General features: G+C 40.6%; 26 protein-coding genes and 2 riboswitches. Of the genes, 1 reads left to right on the top strand and 25 read right to left on the bottom strand.

Annotated elements, in window-relative coordinates; all coding sequences use genetic code 11:
* Nucleotides 1-68: 68 nt before the first annotated feature.
* From FZC76_RS11530 to FZC76_RS11445, 18 genes are all read right to left on the bottom strand, one after another.
* Nucleotides 69-1,334, bottom strand: coding sequence for a hypothetical protein (locus tag FZC76_RS11530; protein WP_148988322.1), 1,266 nt, complete (start codon nucleotides 1,332-1,334; stop codon nucleotides 69-71).
* Entirely contained in the window at nucleotides 1,324-1,860 is a 537-nt protein-coding gene (gene sigX, locus FZC76_RS11525; RefSeq protein ID WP_148988321.1) for an RNA polymerase sigma factor SigX, read from the bottom strand. The genes FZC76_RS11530 and sigX overlap by 11 nt, the downstream gene beginning before the upstream one ends.
* A 309-nt stretch (nucleotides 1,861-2,169) precedes the next feature.
* Nucleotides 2,170-2,724 (bottom strand): ECF transporter S component, encoded by a 555-nt coding sequence (locus FZC76_RS11520; RefSeq protein WP_262372556.1) that lies wholly within the window; start codon nucleotides 2,722-2,724, stop codon nucleotides 2,170-2,172.
* Complete coding sequence (locus tag FZC76_RS11515; RefSeq protein ID WP_148988320.1) at nucleotides 2,724-3,146, bottom strand: DUF4430 domain-containing protein; 423 nt, start codon at nucleotides 3,144-3,146, stop codon at nucleotides 2,724-2,726. The genes FZC76_RS11520 and FZC76_RS11515 overlap by 1 nt, the downstream gene beginning before the upstream one ends.
* A 218-nt stretch (nucleotides 3,147-3,364) precedes the next feature.
* A riboswitch (cobalamin riboswitch) is annotated at nucleotides 3,365-3,565 on the bottom strand.
* Between the two features lie 78 nt (nucleotides 3,566-3,643).
* Nucleotides 3,644-5,428 (bottom strand): ATP-binding protein, encoded by a 1,785-nt coding sequence (locus tag FZC76_RS11510; protein WP_148988319.1) that lies wholly within the window; start codon nucleotides 5,426-5,428, stop codon nucleotides 3,644-3,646.
* A complete protein-coding gene (locus FZC76_RS11505) occupies nucleotides 5,425-6,144 on the bottom strand; it encodes a response regulator transcription factor (protein ID WP_148988318.1) in 720 nt (239 codons plus the stop codon). The genes FZC76_RS11510 and FZC76_RS11505 overlap by 4 nt, the downstream gene beginning before the upstream one ends.
* Before the next feature lie 69 nt (nucleotides 6,145-6,213).
* Nucleotides 6,214-7,377, bottom strand: a complete 1,164-nt coding sequence (gene ccsB / locus FZC76_RS11500) for a c-type cytochrome biogenesis protein CcsB (protein ID WP_148988317.1) — start codon at nucleotides 7,375-7,377, stop codon at nucleotides 6,214-6,216.
* A gap of 2 nt (nucleotides 7,378-7,379) precedes the next feature.
* Nucleotides 7,380-9,041, bottom strand: a complete 1,662-nt coding sequence (resB, locus tag FZC76_RS11495; RefSeq protein ID WP_148988316.1) for a cytochrome c biogenesis protein ResB — start codon at nucleotides 9,039-9,041, stop codon at nucleotides 7,380-7,382.
* Nucleotides 9,042-9,056: 15 nt separating this feature from the next.
* Entirely contained in the window at nucleotides 9,057-9,584 is a 528-nt protein-coding gene (resA, locus tag FZC76_RS11490) for a thiol-disulfide oxidoreductase ResA (RefSeq protein WP_148988315.1), read from the bottom strand.
* A gap of 186 nt (nucleotides 9,585-9,770) precedes the next feature.
* Complete coding sequence (locus tag FZC76_RS11485; RefSeq protein ID WP_060667008.1) at nucleotides 9,771-10,499, bottom strand: pseudouridine synthase; 729 nt, start codon at nucleotides 10,497-10,499, stop codon at nucleotides 9,771-9,773.
* Nucleotides 10,500-11,034: 535 nt separating this feature from the next.
* Complete coding sequence (locus tag FZC76_RS11480; protein ID WP_148988314.1) at nucleotides 11,035-11,568, bottom strand: spore maturation protein; 534 nt, start codon at nucleotides 11,566-11,568, stop codon at nucleotides 11,035-11,037.
* 3 nt (nucleotides 11,569-11,571) lie between these two features.
* Nucleotides 11,572-12,162, bottom strand: a complete 591-nt coding sequence (locus FZC76_RS11475; RefSeq protein ID WP_148988313.1) for a nucleoside recognition domain-containing protein — start codon at nucleotides 12,160-12,162, stop codon at nucleotides 11,572-11,574.
* The gene (locus FZC76_RS11470; protein ID WP_148988312.1) at nucleotides 12,156-13,310 is read right to left on the bottom strand and encodes a D-alanyl-D-alanine carboxypeptidase family protein; all 1,155 of its coding nucleotides are present in this window, start codon (nucleotides 13,308-13,310) and stop codon (nucleotides 12,156-12,158) included. The genes FZC76_RS11475 and FZC76_RS11470 overlap by 7 nt, the downstream gene beginning before the upstream one ends.
* 872 nt (nucleotides 13,311-14,182) lie before the next feature.
* Nucleotides 14,183-15,073, bottom strand: a complete 891-nt coding sequence (locus FZC76_RS11465) for a superoxide dismutase (protein WP_148988311.1) — start codon at nucleotides 15,071-15,073, stop codon at nucleotides 14,183-14,185.
* Between the two features lie 119 nt (nucleotides 15,074-15,192).
* The gene (locus FZC76_RS11460) at nucleotides 15,193-15,681 is read right to left on the bottom strand and encodes a YpuI family protein (RefSeq protein ID WP_148988310.1); all 489 of its coding nucleotides are present in this window, start codon (nucleotides 15,679-15,681) and stop codon (nucleotides 15,193-15,195) included.
* Between the two features lie 116 nt (nucleotides 15,682-15,797).
* Nucleotides 15,798-16,229: a hypothetical protein gene (locus FZC76_RS11455; protein ID WP_148988309.1), complete on the bottom strand. Its 432-nt coding sequence runs from the start codon at nucleotides 16,227-16,229 to the stop codon at nucleotides 15,798-15,800.
* A gap of 91 nt (nucleotides 16,230-16,320) precedes the next feature.
* A complete protein-coding gene (gene scpB / locus FZC76_RS11450; RefSeq protein WP_148988308.1) occupies nucleotides 16,321-16,899 on the bottom strand; it encodes an SMC-Scp complex subunit ScpB in 579 nt (192 codons plus the stop codon).
* Nucleotides 16,886-17,668, bottom strand: a complete 783-nt coding sequence (locus FZC76_RS11445; protein WP_148988307.1) for a segregation/condensation protein A — start codon at nucleotides 17,666-17,668, stop codon at nucleotides 16,886-16,888. Before FZC76_RS11445 ends, scpB begins: the two co-directional genes overlap by 14 nt.
* 119 nt (nucleotides 17,669-17,787) lie before the next feature.
* On the opposite strand from FZC76_RS11445, the gene FZC76_RS11440 reads away from it, so the two are divergent.
* The gene (locus FZC76_RS11440; RefSeq protein ID WP_148988306.1) at nucleotides 17,788-18,306 is read left to right on the top strand and encodes a DUF309 domain-containing protein; all 519 of its coding nucleotides are present in this window, start codon (nucleotides 17,788-17,790) and stop codon (nucleotides 18,304-18,306) included.
* 280 nt (nucleotides 18,307-18,586) lie between these two features.
* On the opposite strand, the gene FZC76_RS11435 is transcribed toward FZC76_RS11440, so the two are convergent.
* The 7 genes from FZC76_RS11435 to lysA all read right to left on the bottom strand — a co-directional run bounded on the left by FZC76_RS11435 (nucleotide 18,587) and on the right by lysA (nucleotide 25,183).
* Nucleotides 18,587-18,949 (bottom strand): GNAT family N-acetyltransferase, encoded by a 363-nt coding sequence (locus FZC76_RS11435; protein WP_148988305.1) that lies wholly within the window; start codon nucleotides 18,947-18,949, stop codon nucleotides 18,587-18,589.
* A gap of 156 nt (nucleotides 18,950-19,105) precedes the next feature.
* Nucleotides 19,106-19,570, bottom strand: a complete 465-nt coding sequence (ribH, locus tag FZC76_RS11430) for a 6,7-dimethyl-8-ribityllumazine synthase (protein WP_060667020.1) — start codon at nucleotides 19,568-19,570, stop codon at nucleotides 19,106-19,108.
* A 33-nt stretch (nucleotides 19,571-19,603) separates the two neighbouring features.
* Nucleotides 19,604-20,806 carry a bifunctional 3,4-dihydroxy-2-butanone-4-phosphate synthase/GTP cyclohydrolase II gene (locus FZC76_RS11425; RefSeq protein WP_148988304.1) on the bottom strand — a complete coding sequence of 401 codons (1,203 nt, stop codon included), beginning with the start codon at nucleotides 20,804-20,806 and terminating at the stop codon, nucleotides 19,604-19,606.
* A gap of 14 nt (nucleotides 20,807-20,820) precedes the next feature.
* On the bottom strand, nucleotides 20,821-21,474 hold the full coding sequence (gene ribE, locus FZC76_RS11420; RefSeq protein WP_148988303.1) for a riboflavin synthase: 654 nt from the start codon (nucleotides 21,472-21,474) through the stop codon (nucleotides 20,821-20,823).
* A gap of 4 nt (nucleotides 21,475-21,478) precedes the next feature.
* Nucleotides 21,479-22,582 carry a bifunctional diaminohydroxyphosphoribosylaminopyrimidine deaminase/5-amino-6-(5-phosphoribosylamino)uracil reductase RibD gene (gene ribD / locus FZC76_RS11415; protein ID WP_187442043.1) on the bottom strand — a complete coding sequence of 368 codons (1,104 nt, stop codon included), beginning with the start codon at nucleotides 22,580-22,582 and terminating at the stop codon, nucleotides 21,479-21,481.
* A 134-nt stretch (nucleotides 22,583-22,716) separates the two neighbouring features.
* Nucleotides 22,717-22,867: riboswitch (FMN riboswitch) on the bottom strand.
* 228 nt (nucleotides 22,868-23,095) lie between these two features.
* Nucleotides 23,096-23,536, bottom strand: coding sequence for a peptidylprolyl isomerase (locus tag FZC76_RS11410; protein ID WP_060667024.1), 441 nt, complete (start codon nucleotides 23,534-23,536; stop codon nucleotides 23,096-23,098).
* A 321-nt stretch (nucleotides 23,537-23,857) separates the two neighbouring features.
* Nucleotides 23,858-25,183 (bottom strand): diaminopimelate decarboxylase, encoded by a 1,326-nt coding sequence (gene lysA, locus FZC76_RS11400; RefSeq protein ID WP_148988301.1) that lies wholly within the window; start codon nucleotides 25,181-25,183, stop codon nucleotides 23,858-23,860.
* Nucleotides 25,184-25,194: the final 11 nt, after the last annotated feature.

The following is a 25,194-nucleotide window of genomic DNA, read 5'->3' as shown; positions in this document are numbered from 1 at the left end:
GGCGGAGTTTCGGGCTGTGATATCCCAAAAAAAGTAAAAAAGCGTGCTCATCTGCACGCTTTTTCAACTTACTCAGTATATGGAATTGGATTAGGCGAGTAAGGAACACTTACTTCTTGATTAAGTGTAATAGTCCCAATCGTCACATTTTGAGAGGACTCAAAAACCACACCCCTTAATCCAAATTCTTTTGCTACCATCATCATCGCCTCAAGAGCAAAGATGGTTTCGTCATTATTTTCAAGTACGCTGCTATCTGCTAGCTTAATGCGGACTACAGCACGATCACTTTCCAACGACAATTTTTCCACTTTTACAGTATCTGGAATGGATGGCTCTAGCTTACTGGTATCAGCTTGCTTTGGTGTAACGGTCATCGCCGTAAGAGCATCTCCAATTGAAAAATACCGATCATGTCCAGCTACAAGTAAAGGCAGGCTACCTGTGTAATATTTGAAATAAGCTCTCTTGTTTTTAGTCGGTAATTCTACTGGTCCATCATATACACGATTGCCGATTTCTACCCCATTAGTTGATCCATTGTCACTAAACAATATATGAGTATAGTTAGTACTAAAAGTATCACTAAGTTCTTTTGGAAACAGCCTGTTTTGATGGGATGTTAAACCTTTAGCCATATCAGTTACAACTAGTATTGGCATAGGACTAGCTAACCCTATGTCCCCTTCTGATATTTTTACATTGTCATTGATAGTCGGAGCAATAGTCCCATAATCCTCATAAGGAATTGCCCCTCGGATCTTATTCAGAGCATCGACATATGTGTCATTTTCACCACGAGGAACAATCACTGTCAATGGGGTTGTAGACCCTCCATGTTCAAGGTTATCCGCCTCCATCAAGGACACCCCTATGGTAACGGCGTATTCTGACCCTTCATTATAAGAAGATGTAACAAAACTCTTTCCTTCAGCTGTATGGATCTCCGCTGCAGCAAAATCATTTGTTTCCTCTTCCCCCTCCAACTTTAATGAAGATTCTTCCTCTAGCGCTTCCCTACTGGTGTCTGCCGCTGAATCATCTGACGCTTCATCCTCATTCATTGTTGCCATATCCATACTTTCTTCTGAACTACTATCAGAACCGCTTAAGCTCATGTCAAATTGCATGTTATTTATGAACATCGGTGCCACCATAGCGAAAAGGACTAAAGCCGCAACCAATGCAAATGCGGGTACTATTTTTGACCGACGTGGGGAATTTTCTAGTTTCGGTTGTATTTCTCTATATATTTGTTTCGGATCACGATCATCTTTAATTTTTGGCATTTGCCTTAATAGCTTTTCCATTTGGTCTTCATCATTATGACGCATTGCTGTTTCCTCCTTTCTCTTGAAGTTCTTCCATATATGCCTTCAAGACCTTTAAGGCTCTATGTTGAGTTGTTTTCACCTTACTTTCCGTCCAGCCAAGAATATGGGCTGTTTCTTGAATAGAAAGGGCTTGTATGTACCGCAGGACAAGGACTAGTCGGTGATCGACTTTACATTTATCCAAGCACCGGTACATTTGTTGAACTTGTTCATTTTGCACGGCTATCTCTTCAGGGAGAGGAGCATGATCTCTGACCTGTTGTTTATTCCAATCGAAAGTTTCAAGTAGTTTGTTTTTCCATCCTTTTTGTTTGCGAAAGGAATCAATGGCAACATGCTTGGCAATAGAAAACAGCCATGTCTTTTCGCTGCTTTTCCCTTCAAAACGGTCATAGGAACGCAAAACTTTTATATAAACTTCTTGAACGAGGTCTTCCGCTTGCTCCTTGTTGTTCACCATGTAATATAAGAACTGATAAACATCCTGGTGATATTTTTCATAGAGCTCTTGAAAAACGGTATTCATAGTTTCCCTCCGTTCATTTCATTAGTCGTTTATTATAGTAAGAAAGTTACATTACAAATATATTAAAAAAATTACAATTTGACTAGGGTAATATGGTAATTATTTCTTCTGATTTATTGTTTGTAATATAAGTATACGGGATGTCCATCTAGGATTGTAGGGATTTTTGTAGGCTTTTCCAAAGAGGTTTCATACATATTTCGACCTATTTTCATATTTTGAGGTGTATGGTTACACCGCTGTTGATTTCCGCAGGGAACTTCCCCAAAAAAGTAAAAGCGCCAATCTGATTGAATTGGCGCCTCCATATCATTTCTTATGCGAACTGCTCATTTGGTATTCAGCTATACTCTCTTTTCTTTTTATCATAAAGGATGCTCGTTCATTTAAGAGTTTGGAAAGAATCGGATAGAGAATGATAAAGAATACGACATTTCCTATTGCATGGTTGATATCAAATGGAAGCCCGGCCAGATAATAAGGCAGAAAAGGAAATCCACCAACTATCATGTTTTGAATGGAAAAAACTAAACCGAAAAAAAGCCCGCAAAGTCCAGCATAGATAGAAAGAATGAATATAGGAATTCTTTTAAACCAGATCCCAATTGCTCCACTTAACAACCCAATAACAGACCACGCAAATATTTGTGTAAATGTCCACATACCAGTGCCCAGAACAAGATTCGTTGCAAAGGTTGTGCCAACTGCAAGGATTACACCAGAAACTGGCCCCATCCAGAAAGCACATATTATGATGATCGCTGTGACTGGCTGTATGTTAGGTACGGAAGCGAAAACAATTCTTCCAACCACACATAATGCTATTAGAACGGCTAGCAAAGCTATTTTTCTGGTTCCCATCATTATTCCACCTTTTGGTAATCAAAATGAACTTCGTCGTTCTCCTCTAGCACGTAATCACTTGCCCCAACCATTAGGCTTTCACCGTTAACGGAGATATTCCAATAATAATCAGATTTTTCTTCGGACCCTAGGCCGTCAATACCAACGATGAAGTCACCTCCAAATCCAGTAGTAAGATCAAAGTTTCTGTCCATAACATCCATTAAGGACTCCCCTTCTTCAAACTCAACTGTTTCCTCACTAATTACTTCATCACCTTGATTAGTCAATTTAATGGTAGTGGATAATTGGCTTTCTTGTTGTTCTTGATTTTCTGCAGGTGTTTGATTATTAGTTTTTTGATTAGTTTCATTACTGGCATTAGCGCACCCTGTAATTGCAAGAGTTAATGTGAGTAATAGTGTAAGTAAAAGTTTTTTCATTTGTTTTTACCCCTTATGTAAGATATTTTGTTATGCAAGTAGAATCGTGAAATGAAACCTTCTCCCCCTACCTTTACTCCTGGAAGTCTCAATCAATGTGTGCTGAGCAAAAACAAAAAACCTCACCCAATTCAGGATGAGGTAAAAAACGGCAATGTCATAATACGATAAAAAAGACGGATTTCTGCCGTTTCTCCTACTCAACCCCCGAAGTATTGAAACTGGTATCATAATTGGCAGGTCTACTGACTTATGCTTCTTCCTACTTTGAGCCTTCCCATATGGGGACCTAGTTCTTAAGCCCGTTCATACAGTGGTCATCTCATTTCGTCCACATTTACAGTTGCGGGGACAGTTTTGGCATCGCACCAAATTCCCTATTAAGTCACAGTCGTGACACCAACTATTTCATATCGCTATTCAATTCGCTATGATTCATATTACAAGATATGTCTAGTCTTGACAAGAAAATGTTTCATAGAAAACAAGATTTTTCGCTACATGTCTCCATTTTGAGAGTGTTTTTGCGGAATATACATGGAAAATGTCGTTCCCTCGTTCTCTTTTGAATGAACAGAAATGGTACCACGGTGCGCTTCTATGATGTTTTTTACAATAGCTAGACCCAGACCAGTCCCAGCACGGCCTCTTGTCCGAGCCTTATCAGCTTTGTAGAAACGTTCAAAAACAAAAGGCAGGTCTTCTTCTGGAATTCCGTGGCCTGAATCTTTTACATCTATTTTGACACCGTTGTTTATTAATTTTGCATGGATGGTAATGGTCCCGCCATCGGCTGTATGGCGAATCGCATTGTCCACTAAGTTCGTCATGACCTGTTCCATGCGGTCCACATCCATTTGGATTGCGCCATCCCCATCTACATGAGACTGCAGCACAATCGACTTTTCTTTTGCAAGGCCTTGAAATTTTCTGGTTATTTTTTCGACAAACGAGACAATATTGGCATTCTCATAGTTCAATGAGATATGTCCTGCTTCCATTCTTGCCAGATCAAGTAAGTCATTTACGAGGCGGCCCATCCTGAGTGATTCATCATAAATAACAGAAGCTAATTCTTTTTTCTCTTCATCGGTTCCGGCAATATCATCCACAATCGCTTCGCTGTAGCCTTGGAGCATGGAAATTGGGGTTCGCAATTCGTGGGACACATTGGCAATAAAGTCTTTACGCAGTTTGTCTAGCCTTCTCTCTTCGGTCATATCTCGGATTACGGCAACTGCACCGCGAATATGGGTTTGGGTATATAATGGACTCATAACAATCACCCATGTACGGCCCTGGTAGGTTAATTCAATAGTTTGTTCTTTTTCAACAGATATGGCTCGTTGGAACATTTCTTTCACTTCTCCAGGCAGGTCTTCCCCGCTGGCATTGCCTTCTTGGTAGAACCATGCTTGTAAAAACTTCTCCGCAGGGGGGTTCGTTACAAGAATGGTGCCATCTCGGTTTAAGGTGATTACCCCGTCCGCCATACTACTGAGAATGTTGGCCAAATGCTCCTTCTCTTGATTCAATGCATTAATATTGAATTTGAGTTGTCGTCCCATTTGATTAAAGGCCATTCCAAGTTCTCCAATTTCATCCGAAGTTAATATTGGAACCTTTGTATCAAACTTCCCTCTCGCCACTTCAAACGCAGCCTCTCGCATATTACGCAGCGGAGCTGTAATTCTTGTAGATAAGAAGAAGGCGAAAATAGTCGTTAAGAAGATCGCAAAACCTGCCGCAAGCAAAATGAGTTTCGTTGTCTGCTTAGTAGTCTCTTTAATTGCAAGCAGTGACTGATAAACAAAAACAGCTCCATCTTTATCCTCATTGATATGCAAGGGAATGCCGACGATCATTACTTCGCCTTGCATTTCATCTGTAATTTGAAAATCAGGCAGGTATGTTTTTTTCGTCACGATAGGCTGATCTTCAAATACAAGGGAAAGATCCGGGTCATTTAGGAAGAATTCAGCGGGTAAATGGTCAAATTGAGATGTCGGGGAATGCGAATATTCCCCTTTATCTGTAAAAATGACCACTCGAGACACTTCATCTACAAGTTCCCATGCTATTGCTTTGGATTGCTCCATGTCTTCATGTTGTTCAAGAATCAACGATATCTTGCTTGCTGCCTGCGTCAAATCCTTCTCTGCTTCCTGTACATGATAATTCTCAAAGAATTCTAGTAAGAGAATGGTTAAAACAAATAATACAAATGAAACTAGGAGTAACACGGTAAGCCAAAGCTTACCAACTACACTTCTCCAAATCATGATTCATTGCCAACCTCAAATTTATAGCCTACGCCCCATACTGTTACAATCATTTTGGAGGCTGGTTCGGACACTTTATTCAGCTTCTCGCGGAGACGTTTTACATGCGTGTCGACTGTACGTAAATCTCCAAAAAATTCGTATTGCCATACTTCTTTTAACAGCTGCTCGCGGTCAAAAACTTTGTCCGGAGATTTTGCAAGGAAGTATAGTAGCTCATATTCTTTAGGAGTAAGATTTATTTCTTTCCCTTCTGATGTAACCCTGTGTGCATCATTATCGATGGTCAGATGAGGGAAGACAATGACATCCTTTGTTGTTGTTTCCGTATTCAGGAAGGTGGTGCTTGAAGACCGACGTAATAACGCTTTCACTCTAAGCACTACTTCTCGCGGGCTGAACGGTTTTACAATATAATCATCAGTTCCCATTTCAAAACCTTGTACTCTGTTTGTCTCTTCCCCTTTGGCTGTCAGCATAATGATCGGTGTAGCCTTTTTTTCCCTGATTTCTTTACACACTTCCATACCATCCATTCCTGGCATCATAACATCCAACAGAATGACATCGTATTCTTTTTCAAGTGCCAGCTCTAGCGCTGTGTTTCCATTATCAGCTTCTTCAATGACGTAATTTTCTCTTTCAAGATACATTTTCAGCAATCTTCTAATACGGTCCTCATCGTCCACTACAAGAATTCTCACTTCTTTTTCCATTTTCCTTAAACCCCCTTTGGATATCTGTAAGAAAAGCCCTCACAATAATGTGAAGGCAGGTTATTTGTTTTACATTGCATAGGAATGAAGACCAGCAATGATTAAGTTAACGCCGATTAAGTTGAACAGGATGATGGCAAAACCGACAAGCGTGAGCCATGCGGATTTTTCACCTTCCCACCCTTTAGATAGACGTAAATGTAGATATCCTGCATAGAATAACCATGTTATGAACGCCCATACTTCTTTAGGATCCCAAGCCCAGAATCGTGACCAAGCTATTTGAGCCCAAATGGCGGCAAAGATAAGTCCACCAAGCGTGAAAACAGGGAAACCAATTGTTACTGCCCGGTACCCGATTTCATCTACCACATCAAGATTCACCTTAGTAACTGCAGGCTTTAATGCTTTTCCAATTGGTTTTCTAAGGACGACTCTTAATAATAGGTACAGTAATGCTCCTCCAAGAAGAGACCATATCACTGTGTTTAATTTTACTGTATTAATCCATGGGGAAAGATTAACAATGGAATCCATTCTGTTTTCCGTCAGTAATTCCCCATCATTTGGCCCAACTATTGGGTATAAGTTATATGTTACCTGTTCTTGTGCCCCGTCTTTATTGATATAAGAGAACTGCGCCTCATAATCGATTGCACCAAAACCAATGGAGATAAGAATAAATCCTAGGAAAGAAATTAGTACATATAGGGTAAATTCAACCCAGAAAGGCTTTTGCCCCTTTTTACTATAATCTACCACTTTCACCAAATATATTAAACCTGCAGCAAAACTGACAGACAGAATAGCAATTCCTAGTGCTACCGTTGACACGTGAATGGCAAGCCAATGACTTTGTAATGCTGGTATCAATGGAGAGATATCACTTGGAAACATAGCTGCATAAGCAATCAATAGCAATGCTATTGGCAGAGTGAAAACTCCCAGTGTACTAGTTTTATATATGAAATAAATGACGATAAAAGCCAACACCATCATCATTCCAAAGAATGTTGTAAATTCGAATAGATTACTTACAGGTGCATGTCCTCCAGCAATCCAACGGGTAATAAAATAGCCTAGTTGAGCTATAAAACCTAGGATTGTAATAAAAATCCCTATTTTCGCGGCTTTATTTCCTTTTTTCCCACGGATGGCCCCACCGAAGAAGGCTGTACCAATCAGATAAAGTATAAATGCAGTGTAAAGCAAATTACCACTTAGCTGAGCCATAATTATGCCTCCTCTTTCTTTTCTATCTTCTGTTCAAGCGCTTTTTCCGCTTCGACTTGATCAACCGGAATGGAAATAGAAGTATTTTCTAACGCTTTATTAATTTCATTTTTTAATCCGAACCAGTTCTTGTTCGTATGACCTGCTAACATAATTTCATTACCGTTCCTTCTAATCCAAACACGGCGGTGATTCCAATACATTCCTTGAATGACACCTATCATAAAGATGGCTCCACCTGTGCCAAGTATCCATAAAGTCAGGTCTTTTCGAACAGTCAATCCAGATACATTGCGGGTTTCTACTCCAGCAAATGTCATCTTATTCTGGTTTGTCCCATTAGGTTCAATGTTTTGTCGTATTGCTACAAGTGCAATTTCCCCTTCAGGTGTCTCAGGTGTTATCATTCTGAAAACAAATGCAGGATTATTTGGTACCCGAGTTTTCGTTGCTGGTTCTCCACCCTCTAAAGTGAAATCTGGAAAGTAGTTTACCAATTCCACAGACATGCCTTCACCAAGGTCGTATGTTTCTTGAGGATTTAGCAAGTCCACTGTTATTGGACCAAAACTTTCACCAGACTCCTTGTTTTCAAGGTTGAATGACATGCTCTTAAATTCGTTTAACTTATAGTCTACTTGATAGAGCGCATAGTTATCATGTTTCAAAGGCTGATTTACTTGAACAGCATGCTCTTTTACTTTTTCAAGTTCGGGTTCAGCCCCGACAATATATTCTCCTTTGCGCTCATATAATACGGCGTTCGTTTGGAAGTTACTCGCAATGGCATCTTCACCAGCTCTAGAGATGGCAGAATTAAATATTTCATCAGATGATTCACTATTATATGTTTCAAAAATAAATCCTTCATTTTTTAAATAATATTGACCACCGGTTCCTGGGATAAGCTCTGTCTCCCCTTCACGCACCCAGACTGTTTCATCTACATACATACCTGGGAAAAACCGAAGCATAGCACCAATAAGGAAGATGATGATCCCGATATGGTTCACATAGGGACCCCATCTGGAGAATCGATTTTTCTCTGCTAAAATATTTCCATCTTCTTCTCTTACGTTAAACTTACGCTTAAGTAAACCTTGCTTAGCTTTTTCAATATCCTCACTTGAATCTCCGTCTACTACAGTTATCCCATATACACGCTGGCGTTTCATGAAGCTCTCATGTCTAGTCACCTTTTGTGTTTTCAGCGATTTATGTAAAGGGATAAATCGGTCTAAACTAGCGATAACTAAGGAAATTCCTAAGGCTGCAATCAAAAGCATATACCACCATGATCCGTATAAATCATGGAAACCTAACGTATAATACAACTTTCCTGCAAACCCGTATTCCTGCTCATAGTACATTTCAGCTGGGATTGCCTGATTGATATAATCTTTTTGCGGAAAAATGGTTCCGATGGAAGAGGCAACTAGAATGATAAAAATAATCCAGATACCAACTTTTACAGATGAAAAGAAATTCCATACTTTATCTATAATTGTTTTGTTATAGGTTTGTGAACGTCTAGCACTACCCTCATAGCGCATATCCAATAGTTTTTCTTTACTTTGATCATTTTCCGTCGGTTTTCCGCACGCTTCACAAAGTATAGTACCTTCTGGATTGATGTGTCCACATTCACATTTTATTTCATTCATTCGTAAAACTCCCTATTATTCAGGTTTAATCATTTCCATGAATTCTTTAACTTCTTCCTCTGTTAAATCACCTGAATGCTTTTTCACGATTTTGCCGTTCTCATCCAGTAGAATAGTAGTCGGTAATGGTAAAATTCCATAGGCCTGTCTTACTTGGTCACGCTTATCCATCGGGATAGGAAAGGTTAGTCCATGACGATCTCTGAATTTCTCAACTGCCAGGTTCGTTTCTCTAATATTTACAGCAATTACTTCTACGCCCTGGTCTTTAAATGCTTGATATTGATTTTCCATATATGGCATTTCTCTTTCACAAGGCTTACACCATGTTCCCCAGAAATTAAGGAATACACCTTTTCCACGGTAATCCGAAAGCATCACTTCATTACCTTCAAGATTGGTAAGTACAAAATTTGGTGCCTCATCTCCCACATCCACTATTTCTTTAGATTGGAAGAAGTTTGTATACATGGTATAACCAATTGCGACTAAAAGAAGCAATAGTATGCTTGTCCGCATCAGTAAGCGTTTCTTTTTATTCATATACATACTCTCCTAAAACTGAGACATTTCATCCTTGTTATTATAACATTTACTACTTTTTACATAGATAAAAGAATATGAAGGTTTTGTGACTGAAAAACATAGGTTCCTTGACACCTAGTGCGGGACACAAACAAAAGCGGAAGCTGCCTTATAAGCTTCCTCCGCTTTCACTACTATTTACTACTATTTTTTCGGTTTTGTCGCCATCACACGAAGTTGCTTCACTTCATGCGGAGTCAACTCTCTTGCTTCGCCCGCAGACAGTCCATGCAAGTTAAGGAAGCCATAACGCTCCCTTTTCAGTTTCATGACCGGATGGCCGATCGCTTCAAACATACGACGAACCTGTCTATTACGGCCTTCATGAATGCTAATTTCAAAAATAGACGTGTTCTTCGTTCTCTCCATGGAAAGCAGCTTAATTCGAGCTGGTGCCGTCTTGCCGTCCTCTAGCTTGATACCCTTTTCCAAACTTTTTATAGCTTCTCTAGTAGGAATTCCTTTTAGCTTTGCGACATAGACCTTTTCAACTTCTGAAGCGGGATGCATTAGTGCATTTGCAAATTCGCCGTCATTGGTCATGAGCAATAACCCGGAAGTATCATAATCTAGTCTCCCAACAGGATAAATACGCTCCTCAATGTATGGAAAGAAATCAGTCGCTACTTTTCTCCCTTTGTCGTCACTCACACTGGAAATAACGCCTCTTGGTTTATATAGTAAGAAGTAAACTGGTTCCTCGCGTTCAACTGGAATTCCTTCTACTTCAATTTTGTCATTTGGGTTAACTTTTACGCCTAGTTCTTTTACCACTTTATCATTAACTTTGACTTTACCTTCTTTTATCATTTCTTCTGCTTTTCTTCTGGACGCAATTCCTGCATGTGCAATTACTTTTTGTAACCGTTCCATATCTTTCACCTCATTCAACATCTTACCCGACTTTCACAATAAAAGCCAAGATTTCTCTACTTCTATGATTCCCAATGTTTGCAAACTCTAATTATACCTGTTGTTGTTTGTAAAAAGAAAGAGGAAATAATAGATAAGCGTATTAAGCTTTTTACTTTAAGTAAAAACCGAGCACGGTCCATTTTAGTTGCTTGCTTATGCACCGCTGTTCCTTTCCGCAAATGACTTCGCTTTCCGCGGGACGGTGCTTGAGCCTCCCTCACTTCGTTGCGGGGTCTCAATCTACCGTTATCCCCCCGCAGGAGTCTCCGCCATTTGCTCCAATCCACAGCTAGAAATTACGTTAAGAATGTTAATGCTTTTTTCAAAAAACTCGATAAGATGCTATTTACCCTAAGTTGAATGAAGGCATCTTGTTAATTGTAGTGGAAGGCGCGTAAACGCCCGCAGGCAAGCGAAGCGTCTAGAACGGAAATCAACGGGTAATATAGTCTTTAAACAATAAAAACGCCGAGATTTTTCTCGACGTTAACAGTCACATGGCAAAGAAAATGGTAACGACCAAAATAGATACGACTATTCCCACTACATCCGCCAGCAAACCTACTTTCAAAGCATCTCCCATCTTCTTGATACCAACTGCCCCAAAATAAACCGTTATGACATACAGCGTAGTATCGGTACTTCCTTGGAGTACTGAAGCTAACCTGCCCATAAATGAATCTGGTCCGTAGGTTGCTATCATATCTGTCGTCATTCCAAGGGCTGCTGTACCTGAAATGGGCCGAATGATGGAAAGTGGAACTATTTCAGCAGGAACGCCAATTGCCTGCATAGCCGGTCTGACAAACTCTACTAGAAAGTCTAATGCGCCGGAAGCTCTGAAGATGGAGATGGAAACTAACATCCCAACTAAGAATGGAATGATAGATATCGCTATCTTGATTCCTTCTTTCCCTCCTTCAACGAAGGTTTCGTAAGTAGGAACTTTTTTAAACGTAGCATACAAAAGAATGAACCCAATAATCAGAGGGATCATCCATAAGGATATGAGCGAAATGAGTTGCATGGCCTACCTCCTTTTTGCCATTCGCCTGTAATAGAATAAGCGGTCGATGGTTATCGCTGCGATAGTGGAGCAAAGTGTAGCAACAAGGGTGGGGCCGACTATTTCTGTAGGAGAAGCAGATCCATAATTCATTCTGATGGCAATGACCGTGGTAGGAATCAAGGTAAGACTTGATGTATTTATCGCTAAAAATGTAATCATAGAACGGCTTGCTTCTATTTTCCCACCGTTCAGTTCCCTAAGTTGTTCCATCGCTTTTATACCCATTGGGGTGGCAGCATTTCCAAGGCCGAACATATTAGCAATCATATTCGAAAGCATATAGCCCATTGCAGGATGATCAGGTGGTACTTCTGGAAAAATTCTTCGAACGACTGGTTTAAAAAGAGATGCTAATTTTTCAAGGAGACCCGCTTCCTGAGCAATTCTCATTAGTCCAAGCCAAAAAACTAGTATACTGATAAAACCGATGCAAATCGTTACGGCTTCTTTTGCACCTGTAAATATTGCCTCGTTCACTTTATCCATCGTTCCATTAATCATCGCAAACAAGATTCCGATAATGGTCATGGCCACCCAAATAATGTTTACCATGGGGTTTTTCCTGCCATAATGAGAAAGATATTCTTGAAGATGCTCCAGAAACCGCCTTCCTTTTCTAGTTTTTGTTCGAAATAGATCGGCGTTTCCACAACAGCCTCATCATGGATAATTAATGTATACTCCCCTACCACTCCCGGTACATTTCTCTCATCTTTCCACTCTTTTTTTGGTTTTTCTAACGTAACCTTAATTCTTACATTTTCTCTTTCCTTTTTCGTCATAGGATATTTCACATCACGGGAGAGGGAGACTTTCCCTTTATAGAAATCATCTTTCACATTGTCGAGTTCTCCCTTTTCTGCAATATCATACAATTTATAGTCTGTAAAAGCCCGGTTAAACATATAAATATGATCTTTCCAATCATCCGGCCCATTCAATGTCACGGCAATAACATCTAATCCATCTTTTGAGGCGGTCGTAATAAGGGTCCGCTTAGCCCGTTTTGTATATCCCGTTTTTCCACCGGTTGCATAGTCGTACATACCTGTTACTAGACGGTGTTTATTGGTCCAACTCCTGTCCCATGATTCACCTGGAGCAGCAGGTGCTCTGTAAACTTTAGTGCCTGCAACTTCTTTGAATTTATCATTTTCCATAGCATATCTAGTTAATAGAGCCATGTCGAATGCAGTAGAGTAATGGTTCTCATGGTCATCTAAACCATGTGGATTTGCAAATTCTGTGTTGGTCATACCAAGCTCTGCTGCCTTTTCGTTCATCATGAATACAAAGCCTTCCAAACTTCCTCCAACATGTTCGGCTATCGCAACAGCAGAGTCATTTCCAGAGCGGAGCATCAGACCATAAACGAGATGTTCCAGTTTAATTTTTTCTCCTGGTTTCAAGTACAGGGAGGACCCTTCTGCACGAACAGCCTTATCACTGACCTTCACTATTTCATCCATTTTTCCGGATTCGATTGCCAGGATAGCTGTCATGACCTTGGTGATGCTGGCAATTCTCTGTTTGTCATGTGCATCTTTTTCGTAAATAACCCTGCCGCTTTCCTGCTCAATCAAGACTGCATTTCTTGCACTGACCCCTACTTGTTCTGCAGACACATTTTTGGGAATGCATATGGAGAAAATCAGCAGCGAAATAAACGCAATGCTGAACATTTTTCTTTTGAGAGACATCCAATCCCATCCCTTATCTATTTTTGTACAAGTTTATGCACAACCTGTCCTAGATTATGAGTGGTTTTTATGTCGATTGGATAGAAAAGACATTTGAGGACCTCTGTCTATCTATTTCCGTGCCACTCAGGTCTTCATTGTGAACTGATGAGGACCTCTCTCTACTTATTTCCGCGCCACTCAGGTCTTCATTACCCTGATGAGGACCTCTCTCTACCTATTTCCGCGCCACTCAGGTCTTCATTACCCTGATGAGGACCTCTCTCTACCTATTTCCGCGCCACTCAGGTCTTCATTGCCTTGATGAGGACCTCTCTCCACTTATTTTTACGTCAATGAGGTCTTCATTACCCTGATGAGGACCTCTCTCTACCTATTTCCGCGCCACTCAGGTCTTCATTACTCTGATGAGGACCTCTCTCTACCTATTTCCGCGCCACTCAGGTCTTCATTGCCTTGATGAAGTCTCTCCACTTCTTTTTCCGCAACTCAGGTCTTCTACATTACCCTAGATGAGGACCTCTCTCTACCTATTTTCGCGTCACTCAGGTCTTCATTGCCTTAATGAAGACCTCTCTCCACCTATTCCCGCGCCAATCAGGTCTTCATCCTCTTAATGAAGACCTCTCTCCACCTATTCCCGCGCCAATCAGGTCTTCATTACCTTGATGAGGACCTCTCTCTACCTATTTCCGCGACACTCAGGTCTTCATTGCCTTGATGAAGACTTCTCTTCACTTATTTTTCCGCAACTCAAGTCTTCATTACCCTGATGAGTACCTCTCTCTACTTATTTCCGCGCCACTCAGGTCTTCATGCGCACGTTATCTCCCCCTAAACAAAAAAGAGGAGCACAACGCCCCCCTGAGTAATCAATACGGTTTCCATTTCAATTTTGACGCTTCTTGGTAGCGTTTTTCAACGTCTTTCCAATTTACAAGATTCCACCACTTATCGATATAATCTTTTCGGTTATTTTTATATTGAAGATAATAAGCATGTTCCCATACATCTAACCCAAGAAGCGGGATGGTGTCCCATTGTGTAAATAGTTGTTGCTTTTCCGTTTGCAATATTTCTAATCGGTGTGCTCGTGGAGACCAAACAAGTAAAGCCCATCCAACCCCCTCCACTTTGTCAGCAGCTTCTGAAAAATGCCTTTTAAATTTTTCATAACTACCAAAATCTTGAACTATCTGCTGCATTAATCTTCCGCTAGGCTGGCCCCCACCATTTGGTGACATGTTATCCCAGAACATGGTGTGCAAATAATGGCCGGATCCATGAAACGCCGCTTCCCGTTCCCAGTGTTTGATAAGATCATAATTGCCAGTTTCACGTGCCTCTAGCATCTTCATTTCCGCTTTATTCAGCCCATCCACGTAGCTTTTATGATGTTTCTGGTGATGCAGTTCCATTATCTCTCTTGAAATGTATGGTTCTAGTGCATTATATGGATATGGAAGTGGTGGTAGGGAATGTTGCCCTATTGGCACTCTTCCATTATTAGTACGTCTGCCTGAAACATTACGCATCTCTTCTGAAGTCTCTTCCACACACTTTTTTATCTCCAGGATATCAGTCTCAAAAATATACTGTTGTTCTTGTGTATGTTGAACCCTCTTTAATAACCCTCTTACCTCGGGTAACCAACAATTACGTATATCCTCTTTGCTGCCTTGATTAGAGGTCAATATTTCCAAACACCAATCTTCCACATCGATTAAGTACTGTTTAAAAACAAGCTGATTTTGTTTGATCATCCTCACCCTCCCATGCACTCATCGTTTTATTGTATGCAGCATCTGGGCGATATGGAACAAGAGTGCAGTGGTAGAAAAACAAAAAACACCAACCCACAAAATAGGGCTGGTGTTATAAATCAATTGCTTTGCATCATTTTTGTCCGGTAGTCCGTTTCATAATATTCAAGTTCTTCACGAACTGCTTGAAAATCACTCTCCAAGCCTCTAATTACTAATTTCAATGATTCTGGTGGCGCCTCATGGAACTGAATAGAGTTTTTCCCGGTGTATGCAGAACGGCTGTCCTCATACCAAGCATCGTTTCTCGGAGCAAAAAACTCTTCAATACATTGATGATAAATGTTATATAAGACTTTCTCAGCAGCTGACTTTCTGAACGGTTCACTTTTCAGGATAACTTGACAAGCATTCAACCCTTCGTCACAGAATACAGCAAGTCGACGAGTATTCAATAAAAGAAGTTCTACATATCCCTGGTTCGTTGATGACTCTTCCATCAACGTAGAAAGCGTAGCTTCATTCAAGAACGTGTTCAATTGATGTACCGTATTTCCTAAAAAGCTCTCAACCTGTTCTGTTTGTGATTTTACAATTGTATTTGCCATTGAAAAATGACCCTCCAAGTATTAGTTTTTTCTAATTGTCGGTTTCTACTACGTTACGTACCTTAACATAAAAGTATTACAAGCTATGCTAGAATGTACTTCTAGCTTGGCCTACTTCAAGATGAAGGTTGTGCTAAAAAGTGCAGTGGAGAGGTAAGTTTATAGTCACCTTGATGGTGAATGCCTTCAAAGATTTCTCTTACTTTAGGAATATTCACTCCTTCAAAATAAGAAGCAAGCTCTTCTTGTGTATTGATATAGATGCGTTTTCTTTGACGAAAACTTGGGTTTTTTATTAAACAAACAATGGCTACCAAATCTTTAAACGTAATTTGTTTTTCACCAATCTCGAAAATAGGATCTGCTTCTCCACTCATTGTGGGGATGGACTCACCAAAGGTTTCGTCATAGTACCGAATGTACAGTACATGTAAGGTCTTTTCTTCTCCATCATCTTCGAAAGTCACTTCAGAGCGGTTAAAAAAATCCTCAGAAGTGTTGGGTTGTGCCTTTTCTAATTCATACCCTCTACATTTTATTATACGCATACGGTCACTCCCACCTGCTAATCTGTCATAGGGGCTTTTTTAATTTATAGCCTCCCATACTACTATTTTACCATAATAGGATTAAATAATCTTAAGATTCAAACGTTTCTTGAAACTTTTCAAAAAACAAATCAGCTTCTTCGTCCATTTCCTCCATATTTACAGATAGAGGCGGTAATTCTTTTATATCTTTTAACCCAAAATAATCGAGGAATTCCTTGGTCGTACCATATAAAATAGCTCTTCCTGTTCCTTCCGCTCTACCGACTTCTTTTACAAGCGCTTTTGCTGCCAATGTTTGCAGCGGTCTTTCACTTTTCACACCGCGAATGCTCTCCACTTCTGTCCGTGTAATCGGCTGCTTATATGCAACAATGGCCAGTGTTTCAAGAGCTGCTTGTGAAAGGGTTTGGGAAGAAGGAGATTCCACCAGCTTTTTCAGATAGACAGAATGCTCTTTTTTGGTCGTCAATTGATACGTACCTGCAAGCTCTATGAGGGTGATCCCCCTCTCTTTCTTTTGATAACCTTTTTTCAACTCTTCTAAAATATCCCTTGCAACATGTTCCTCCACTTCAAGAACAGTTGTGAGTTCTTTAAGCGTGAGCCCTTCGTCTCCTGCAGCAAAAAGAAGGCTTTCCACAATCGCTTTCCAGTTAATAATAGCCACTTTCCTCGTTTCCTCCTTCCTTATAAGACACATATATATCCGAGAAATTATTATCTTGTTCCAATAGAATGCTATTCTTTTTTAGTAGTTCAAGTATCGCTAAAAATGTCACGACAATATACTCTTTACTTGATTCTGGGAATAGCTCATAAAAATGCTTGCGACCCTTGAACTGACGCAAATCCCGGATCAGTTCTTCCATTCGCTTCTCAATCGGGATTTCCTGGCGTGTAATCCTCGTTTGCATCGGTTTCTGTATTTTTTTCCTTCGCATTAGTTTCTGCAAGGCACCTAGCATGTCATATAAAGAAACATCCAGTTTTACTTCTTCTGGTTTTACTTCTTTCATCAGACCGCTCAAATCACTTGGAGGCTTCGTAAAAAGATGGCTGCGTTCCTCTTCCATCTCTTTGAGGTCATCTGCTGCCTCTTTATATTTTCGATACTCTATTAGTCGGTTCATTAATTCCTCACGAGGATCCTCTTCATAATCGGATAAATCATCTTCCTCGTCCAGGATTTCATCATCATGTTTTGGGAGCAGCATTTTGCTCTTGATTTCAATAAGGGTTGCTGCCATGACAAGGTACTCACTTGCAACATCTAATTGCAGTTCTTTCATAGTATGTATGTATAATAAGTATTGCTCGGTAATTTGAGCAACCGGAATATCATATATATCAATTTCCAACCTGTTAATTAAATGTAATAATAAATCCAACGGGCCTTCAAAGGCCTCTACTTTCACATTGTATTCCTGCACAATCATTCATCCACCTAACATAAACATCAAACTATACAATAGTATAGAGTATTGTAGCAAGATTTTATAGAGTTTTCATGATTATGTTAAAATATTATTAGATTTGTATTAAGGAGGAAATCCTTTTGTATCCTAAAGCTTACCTCGATTATTTATATCATTTTCATTGTGATAGAGACTATTTTGAATGCCACGAAGTTTTAGAAGAATACTGGAAGGAAAAAGACGCGAGTGAACGGGAAGTTCATTGGGTCGGTCTTATCCAAATTGCGGTGGGTCTCTACCATCAGCGACGGGGAAATTATAACGGCGCTTTGCGGATGCTTCAAAATGCGTCTCGGATTATCGGCAACGAGTCGGCAGCGATTAATGCATTGGGGCTTGATAGCGGGCGATTGGTCGGATTGCTTAATGAGCGGTTGGAAGATGTGAAGAAACAAGAACCTTATATGAGTATGAATTTGCCGATAGTAGATCCTGATCTGCAACTGTCTTGTGATGCTATGGCGACAAGTGGGGGGAAAGTTTGGGGAGCAGCCAGCGATTTGCTTGACGGATCTTTGGTGAACAGGCATACTCTTCGTGACCGTTCGGATGTGATAGCAGAAAGGCAGAGGCAGCTTGAATTGCGGAAGAAAGGGTAGATTAAGGGTTGAACATGAGACGGGAGGAATTTGTCAGACTTTGACTAATGTTGTCGAACGGCATGTATTTGATGCATTTCGGCTTGTATTTTCGTTTTTCTGACCGTATTTGCTCTGATTTCGCTCGTATTTTTATTTTTCGGACCGTATTTGCTCTGGTTCCGCTCGTATTTTTATTTCCGGGCCAATTTCAAAGGCTATCCAACAAAGAATATCCAATCTACAACACAAAAACGACGCGCTTTCAGAAAGAAGGCCGTCGTTTTTATCATATATGCAGTTAATCGCTGCATTCATCTTCATTTAAATCACATTTTTCAATAAACGCAGTAGTATATTGTGTTGTTTTGACTGCTTTGTTTGGATAGGTTTGTGTGAGCGCGACAACCATTTTTTTCCCAAATCCTTGCCCGCGGTGGGACGGGATCACACTGATGTGTTGAATGGTAAAGCTATCCTCTTCCAACTCAATACCAATCAACCCAATGATATCGTCTTCCTTCCAAAGGAAAAGCTGCCAGTTTTCTTTCTCTTCGTAGTCTCTCATCGATTGCTGTAATTTCTTCAGCTCTTTTTCAGTTGGCATAAAGGACATAAGACCCATAGCAATTTTCTCAAAGCTCTTCTTATAACGAATTAACATAAATTACCCCTCATTATCGAAAAAACTTTCATAAAGTATAACTACAAGTAGTATAGGAAAATGGATGAAAAATGTTCCTATCTGAAAGATTTTCTTACTCTTAAGTATACATTCTATCCAAACAAAGCTTTAAAGTACACCTTTTTAAAATAAAACTTAAAATTCGCGTAATAAATTTGCCATTTCAATGGCAGCTGCAGCTGCTTCCCAACCTTTGTTTCCAGCTTTCGTTCCAGCTCTTTCAATTGCCTGTTCAATGGTTTCTGTTGTAAGCACGCCAAAAATCACCGGAATGCCTGATTGCATAGAAGCTTGGGATACTCCTTTAGCCGCTTCGTTACATACATAGTCAAAATGAGGAGTGGATCCGCGAATTACGGTCCCAAGGGTAATCACCGCATCATATTTACCTGAGTCAGCCATTCTTTTGGCTACCAATGGAATTTCAAATGCACCAGGTACCCATGCCACGTCTACTTGGTCCTCTTCTACACCGTGTCGTTTAAGTGCGTCTTGTGCTCCGCCGAGAAGTTTGCTTGTAATAAATTCATTGAATCTGCCCACTACGATTCCTACTTTAAGACCTGTTCCTACTAAATTACCTTCAAATACTTTTGCCATGTTTAGTTCCTCCTAGTTTCTTTTTCACTATTATTAGAAATGCAACATATGTCCTAATTTTGAATGCTTGGTTTTTAGATAACTTTCATTAGCTTCTTTGGTAGGCATTTGAAGTGGGACGCGGTCCACAACTTCCAGTTCATAGCCCTTTAACCCTGCAATTTTTCGAGGATTGTTTGTCAGAAGCTTCATTTTGGATACACCAAGGTCTCTTAAGATTTGTGCCCCAATACCGTAATCGCGCAAATCTGCACCAAAGCCCAGTTTCTCATTGGCTTCTACCGTGTCGTACCCTTCTTCCTGTAACTTATAGGCGCGCATCTTATTAAGTAAGCCAATGCCCCGCCCTTCTTGTCTCATATATAGAAGCACTCCATTGCCTTCCTTTTCAATCTGAGCCAGTGCAGCATGAAGTTGCGGGCCACAATCACATCTATTAGATCCGAACACATCTCCTGTTAAGCATTCAGAGTGAACACGTACAAGGGTTGAAGAAGCAGAGTCGATATCTCCTTTTACTAATGCTACATGTTCTTTTCCATCCACCACATTTGAGTAACCGATAGCTCGGAAATCACCGAATTCAGTCGGGAGCTTTATTTCTACTTCCCGTTGAACGAGTTTATCTTTTCGATTACGATACTGAATCATATCTTTGATGGTAATCATCTTCAAATCAAATTTGTCGGCAATTTTTCTTAGCTCTGGCACACGTGCCATGGAGCCGTCTTCATTCATAATTTCACAAATGACACCAGCTGGATAAGAGCCGCTCATTAAAGCTAAATCCACCGCTGCCTCTGTATGACCTGCTCTTCTTAACACCCCGCCTTTTTTAGCTACAAGCGGAAAAATATGTCCTGGACGTTTGAAGTCTCCTGCTTTTGATGCCGGAGATAAAAGCTCCAAAATGGTCGTAGAACGCTCAAATGCAGAAATGCCAGTCGTTGTGGATTTATGGTCGATGCTGACAGTAAAAGCAGTGCCATGTGAATCTGTATTATGATTGACCATTGGCACGAGATCCAGTTTCTCAGCCAACTCTTCTTGAACAGGAACACAAATTAATCCACGACCATGTGTGGCCATAAAATTCACAACAGCGGGAGTTGTCTTTTCAGCAAGAGCCACAAAATCTCCCTCGTTCTCTCTATCTTCATCATCACAAACAATGATAACTTTGCCCTGTTGCAAATCTTCCAATGCTTCTTCTATTGTATTAAATACTTCACTCATCGTTCTCACCCACCTTATTTAAATCCATGCTCTTCTAAAAATGATGCCGACATACTAGATTTATGGGAAGGAGTTCCGTTCTGTTGTTTTAACAGATGCTCCATATATTTTGCCAACATGTCCACTTCAATATTGACGGTATCACCTTTACCTTTTCCACCAAGAATTGTTTCATTCAAGGTGTGGGGAATAAGAGAGATAGTAAAGCTATTATCTGTCACTCCAAATATAGTCAGGCTTGTACCATCTACGGTTACCGACCCCTTGAGCATTAAATAACGAGATAATTCATTTTCAACCGTGATAGTATAGTAGACCGCGTTGCCCATTCTCTTCTTATCTTGAATGGTCCCTGTTCCGTCAACATGACCGCTGACAAAGTGCCCTCCGAATCTGCCATTGGCAATCATCGCTCTTTCAAGGTTTACCCCGGAGCCGGCGTTTAATGTCTTTAACGAAGTTGCACGTATCGTTTCAGGCATAACATCTACTGTAAACCGGTTTTCAGTAAAACTTGTAACCGTTAGGCAGACACCATTCACTGCTATACTGTCTCCCAGCTTTACATCTTCTAACACTTTCTTGGCTTCTATCTCTAGAATAATTGCTTGATCGCCTCGAATGATTTGTTTAATTGTTCCTATTTCTTCAATGATCCCTGTAAACAAGTGCTCACCTCCGTTTATCTACTTTAGGTGTAGAAATAATTTTTAGGTCGGGGCCAATTCTGGTAACCTCTTTTATTTCAAGTTCCATCACTTCGTCCATTGTTGCAAAGCCTTCCCCGCCAATAACTGTAGGAGCATCTTTACCACCTATCAATTTAGGAGCGATATATGTTATTACTTGCTGAATGGCATTATTTTTCAAAAAACTGCCATTTACTGTCGCTCCCCCTTCTACGAATAAAGAGGTGATTCCTTCCTCCCCAAGCAACGAAAGAAGAGCGTGGACCTCTACCTTTTCCATCGGAAGTGAATAGACCCTCACTCCTTCTCGTCCCTCTAAGATAGCCATTTTCTCATTATCCGGTTTGGAGCCGGTAATGATCCAGGTAGGCGCCTTGCCATCTGTAACCACTTTAGAGTCCAAAGGAGTTCTAAGATGAGAATCCAGGATGACTCTTATCGGGTTTTTACCGCCATTTGGGAGTCTAGTGTCTAAACTTGGGTTATCTGCAAGCACCGTCCCCACTCCCACTAGGATCGCATCATGTTGATGACGATATTGATGTACATCCATGCGTGCATCAGGTCCAGTAACCCACTTACTCTCATTAGTGTGAGTGGCGGTTTTTCCATCTAGGCTGGCAGCCGTTTTCAATGTAATAAATGGTTTCCCTGTTTTTATATGATGGAAGAAAACTTGATTCAAGGCCAGAGCTTCATCCGCACATACACCAACTTCCACTTCTATCCCTGCCTTGCGAAGCTTTGCAATTCCTTTTCCTGCAACCAATGGGTTTGGATCTGTTGATGCTATAACTACCCTACTAACCTGTGATTGAATGAGCAGATCTGAGCAGGGAGGCGTTTTCCCAAAATGACTGCAAGGTTCTAGTGTTACATAAACCGTTGACTCTCTTGTTTTTTCTTCTCCTGCCATTTGAATGGCATTGACTTCTGCATGAGCCTCTCCTGCTCGCAAGTGTGCCCCAAAGCCTACAATTTCTCCTTCTTTCACTACCACACAACCTACCACCGGGTTTGGAGAGGTTTGACCTGTTGCACGCTTGGCTAGATCAATAGCAAATTTCATATAATACTGATCTTCCAAAACTAATCCCCTCCTAAATACATCAAAAAATAATAAAAACCTCTAAGCATATCGCCTTAGAGGTTTGAGTGGATTAAAATTGCGTATAGGAAAATAAACAGTGTCATAAATAAATTTTTCACTGCTTGCAATCTATAATCCTTCTCCCATCCAGACTTTCACTGTCGGCCCTGGAGTTACACCAGATCCACCGCTTTTCTTTTACAAGAAAACCGGGTCACGGACTAAGAAACATAATGCTTCATCACCGCCGGTAGGGAATTTCACCCACCCCCGAAGGACATTCATATGTAGTTGTATACCGTTATTATTTTAGCATATCTTCCTGATAAGTAAAATTTAAAGTTTCAGATAGGTTTGTTAAACGATGAAAAACCAGTAAATGATGCCCCAGACTAGGGACATTGCCAGCAACACGCCTAGTAAGATCAAATTCTTTTTATTCATGGTAGCTACCTGCTTTCTTTTCTTGTAAAAAAAGAGAGAGCATCTCTGCTCCCGCTTTTAAAACTATTATTCAGCGTCAGTTACTTCTACTTTCTCCATAACGTCGCCATTTTTCATGTTTCTAGCTGTTTCAAGTCCAGAAGTCACTTTACCAAAAACAGTATGAACACCGTTTAAGTGAGGTTGTGGCTGGTGTACGATGAAGAATTGGCTAGAACCAGTATCTCTTCCAGCGTGAGCCATAGAAAGGCTTCCTGCTTCATGCTTATGTGGGTTACCTTCTGTTTCACATTTGATTGTAGTGCCGCTACCGCCTGCACCTGTACCAGTTGGGTCTCCACCTTGGCTAACGAAACCAGGGATAACGCGGTGGAATGTCACACCGTTGTAGAATCCTTCGTTTGCTAATTTTTCAAAGTTTGCAACTGTGTTAGGAGCTTCGTTTGGGTAAAGTTCGAATTCGATTTTTTCTCCGTTTTCCATAAGTATGTATCCTGTTTTTGCCATTATGAACATCTCCTTGTATATAAAATTAAAATGAACCAGTTATTATCATACATGATTATAGTAGGAAAAGGAAGTCAGACGGCCGGTCAAGCTGCTATTTCGTTAGCAGACCTCATAGTAACCGCTGTTGATTGGAGTGGAAGGTGCATAGACGCCCGCGGGAGGAAGGGACAGGTGAGACCCCGCAACGGAGTGAGGAGGCTCACGAACCGCACGCAGGCAAGCGGAGCGCCTGGAACGGAAATCAATATTGTTTAATATTTCTTACCTCTAAAAAAAGCCCACCCTTATTTAAAAGGGTGAGCTTTTGTTGGAATGGGCTTATTTCGTTAGCTTGGTTTTTGCTTGGAAAGGCAAATCCAATCTTACCAAGTCTTCAAAGGTTTCTCTGCGGATGACGAGTTGAGCTTCGCCGTCTTCTACAAATACAACTGCCGGTTTGGTGATTCGGTTATAGTTGTTTGCCATTGCATACCCATATGCTCCGGTACAGAATACTGCCAAATAGTCTTCATGATTAGCTTTTGGTAACGGAAGGTCCCAAATCAACATGTCACCAGATTCGCAGCATTTTCCTGCTATGGAAACCTTGTCATCTGCTTCGTCTTCCACTCTGTTCGCAAGTACTGCTTCGTATTTTGCCTGATACAACGCCGGACGGATATTATCCGTCATTCCGCCATCGATGGCCAAATAATGCCTAATATTAGGAATCTCTTTTTTGGAGCCGACAGAATAGATGGTCGTCCCCGCATCTCCAACTAATGAACGGCCGGGTTCAATCCATATTTCCGGCATTTTTAATCCATGATCTTTTACAAAGGATTTAACATCGGTGATAATTTCTTCAACGTAAACAGATGCAGGTAGGGGATTGTCTTCTTCCGTGTATCGAATTCCAAATCCACCGCCAAGGTTTACTACGCGTGCTTCGAATCCATCTTTATCGTTCCATTCATTTAACGTTTCAAACAGTTTGCCTGCTGCAAGTTTGAATCCTGTTGTTTCAAAGATTTGAGAACCAATATGACAATGAATTCCCAGCAAGTCCAAATGAGTCGCATTAGAAGCAATCTTCATTGCTTTGTGCGCCTGACCGCTTTGCAAGTCAAACCCAAATTTGGAATCCTCTTGGCCTGTCAAAATATAGTCATGTGTATGTGCGTTGATTCCCGGTGTAACACGAAGCAAGATTGGCATAGTATAATCATGCTTTTCACATATATCCTGTAGCAATGTCAATTCCAAAAAGTTATCTACAACAACACAACCAATTTTCTTCTCCACAGCCATTTCAAGCTCTTCTACACTTTTGTTGTTGCCATGAAAGTGGATGCGATCTACAGGAAAATCCGCAACGAGTGCCGTATAAAGCTCGCCACCAGATACTACATCTAGAGACAACCCTTCTTCTTTTATAAGCTGAAACATAGCAACAGAAGAAAATGCTTTGCTTGCATATGCCACCTGTGCTTTGACACCAAGATTTTTGAAAGTGGTTTGAAAATCTCGTGCACGCTCTCGAATTAGTGCTACATCATAAACATATAGTGGAGTGCCATAATCGCCTGCAAGTGTAATTGTGTCGACTCCTCCTATTTCTAAGTGTCCTTTTGCGTTTACTTTACTAGTTCCATGAAAATACATATGCCGTTTCC

This window comes from Sutcliffiella horikoshii (genome assembly GCF_008180725.1).
Classification (GTDB): Bacteria; Bacillota; Bacilli; order Bacillales; family Bacillaceae_I; genus Sutcliffiella_A; species Sutcliffiella_A horikoshii_B.
This window is presented reverse-complemented; position numbering and strand designations above follow the sequence as displayed.

Bases quoted from the DNA above. Each gene is read 5' to 3' on its own strand.
- FZC76_RS11445 (WP_148988307.1), bottom strand. From the start codon at position 17,668: ATGATTGTGCAGGAATACAATGTGAAAGTAGAGGCCTTTGAAGGCCCG.
- FZC76_RS11475 (WP_148988313.1), bottom strand. From the start codon at position 12,162: ATGGTAAACATTATTTGGGTGGCCATGACCATTATCGGAATCTTGTTT.
- FZC76_RS11470 (WP_148988312.1), bottom strand. From the start codon at position 13,310: ATGTCTCTCAAAAGAAAAATGTTCAGCATTGCGTTTATTTCGCTGCTG.
- ribH (WP_060667020.1), bottom strand. From the start codon at position 19,570: ATGGCAAAAGTATTTGAAGGTAATTTAGTAGGAACAGGTCTTAAAGTA.
- FZC76_RS11530 (WP_148988322.1), bottom strand. From the start codon at position 1,334: ATGCGTCATAATGATGAAGACCAAATGGAAAAGCTATTAAGGCAAATG.
- FZC76_RS11410 (WP_060667024.1), bottom strand. From the start codon at position 23,536: ATGGCAAAAACAGGATACATACTTATGGAAAACGGAGAAAAAATCGAA.
- FZC76_RS11515 (WP_148988320.1), bottom strand. From the start codon at position 3,146: ATGAAAAAACTTTTACTTACACTATTACTCACATTAACTCTTGCAATT.
- resA (WP_148988315.1), bottom strand. From the start codon at position 9,584: ATGAATAAAAAGAAACGCTTACTGATGCGGACAAGCATACTATTGCTT.
- FZC76_RS11520 (WP_262372556.1), bottom strand. From the start codon at position 2,724: ATGATGGGAACCAGAAAAATAGCTTTGCTAGCCGTTCTAATAGCATTA.
- FZC76_RS11460 (WP_148988310.1), bottom strand. From the start codon at position 15,681: ATGGCAAATACAATTGTAAAATCACAAACAGAACAGGTTGAGAGCTTT.
- FZC76_RS11425 (WP_148988304.1), bottom strand. From the start codon at position 20,806: ATGAGTGAAGTATTTAATACAATAGAAGAAGCATTGGAAGATTTGCAA.
- ccsB (WP_148988317.1), bottom strand. From the start codon at position 7,377: ATGGCTCAGCTAAGTGGTAATTTGCTTTACACTGCATTTATACTTTAT.
- FZC76_RS11435 (WP_148988305.1), bottom strand. From the start codon at position 18,949: ATGTTAATTCGTTATAAGAAGAGCTTTGAGAAAATTGCTATGGGTCTT.
- lysA (WP_148988301.1), bottom strand. From the start codon at position 25,183: ATGTATTTTCATGGAACTAGTAAAGTAAACGCAAAAGGACACTTAGAA.
- resB (WP_148988316.1), bottom strand. From the start codon at position 9,041: ATGAATGAAATAAAATGTGAATGTGGACACATCAATCCAGAAGGTACT.
- sigX (WP_148988321.1), bottom strand. From the start codon at position 1,860: ATGAATACCGTTTTTCAAGAGCTCTATGAAAAATATCACCAGGATGTT.
- FZC76_RS11455 (WP_148988309.1), bottom strand. From the start codon at position 16,229: ATGCGTATAATAAAATGTAGAGGGTATGAATTAGAAAAGGCACAACCC.
- FZC76_RS11480 (WP_148988314.1), bottom strand. From the start codon at position 11,568: ATGCAACTCATTTCGCTCATATCCTTATGGATGATCCCTCTGATTATT.
- FZC76_RS11485 (WP_060667008.1), bottom strand. From the start codon at position 10,499: ATGGAACGGTTACAAAAAGTAATTGCACATGCAGGAATTGCGTCCAGA.
- FZC76_RS11510 (WP_148988319.1), bottom strand. From the start codon at position 5,428: ATGATTTGGAGAAGTGTAGTTGGTAAGCTTTGGCTTACCGTGTTACTC.
- FZC76_RS11505 (WP_148988318.1), bottom strand. From the start codon at position 6,144: ATGGAAAAAGAAGTGAGAATTCTTGTAGTGGACGATGAGGACCGTATT.
- FZC76_RS11465 (WP_148988311.1), bottom strand. From the start codon at position 15,073: ATGATCAAACAAAATCAGCTTGTTTTTAAACAGTACTTAATCGATGTG.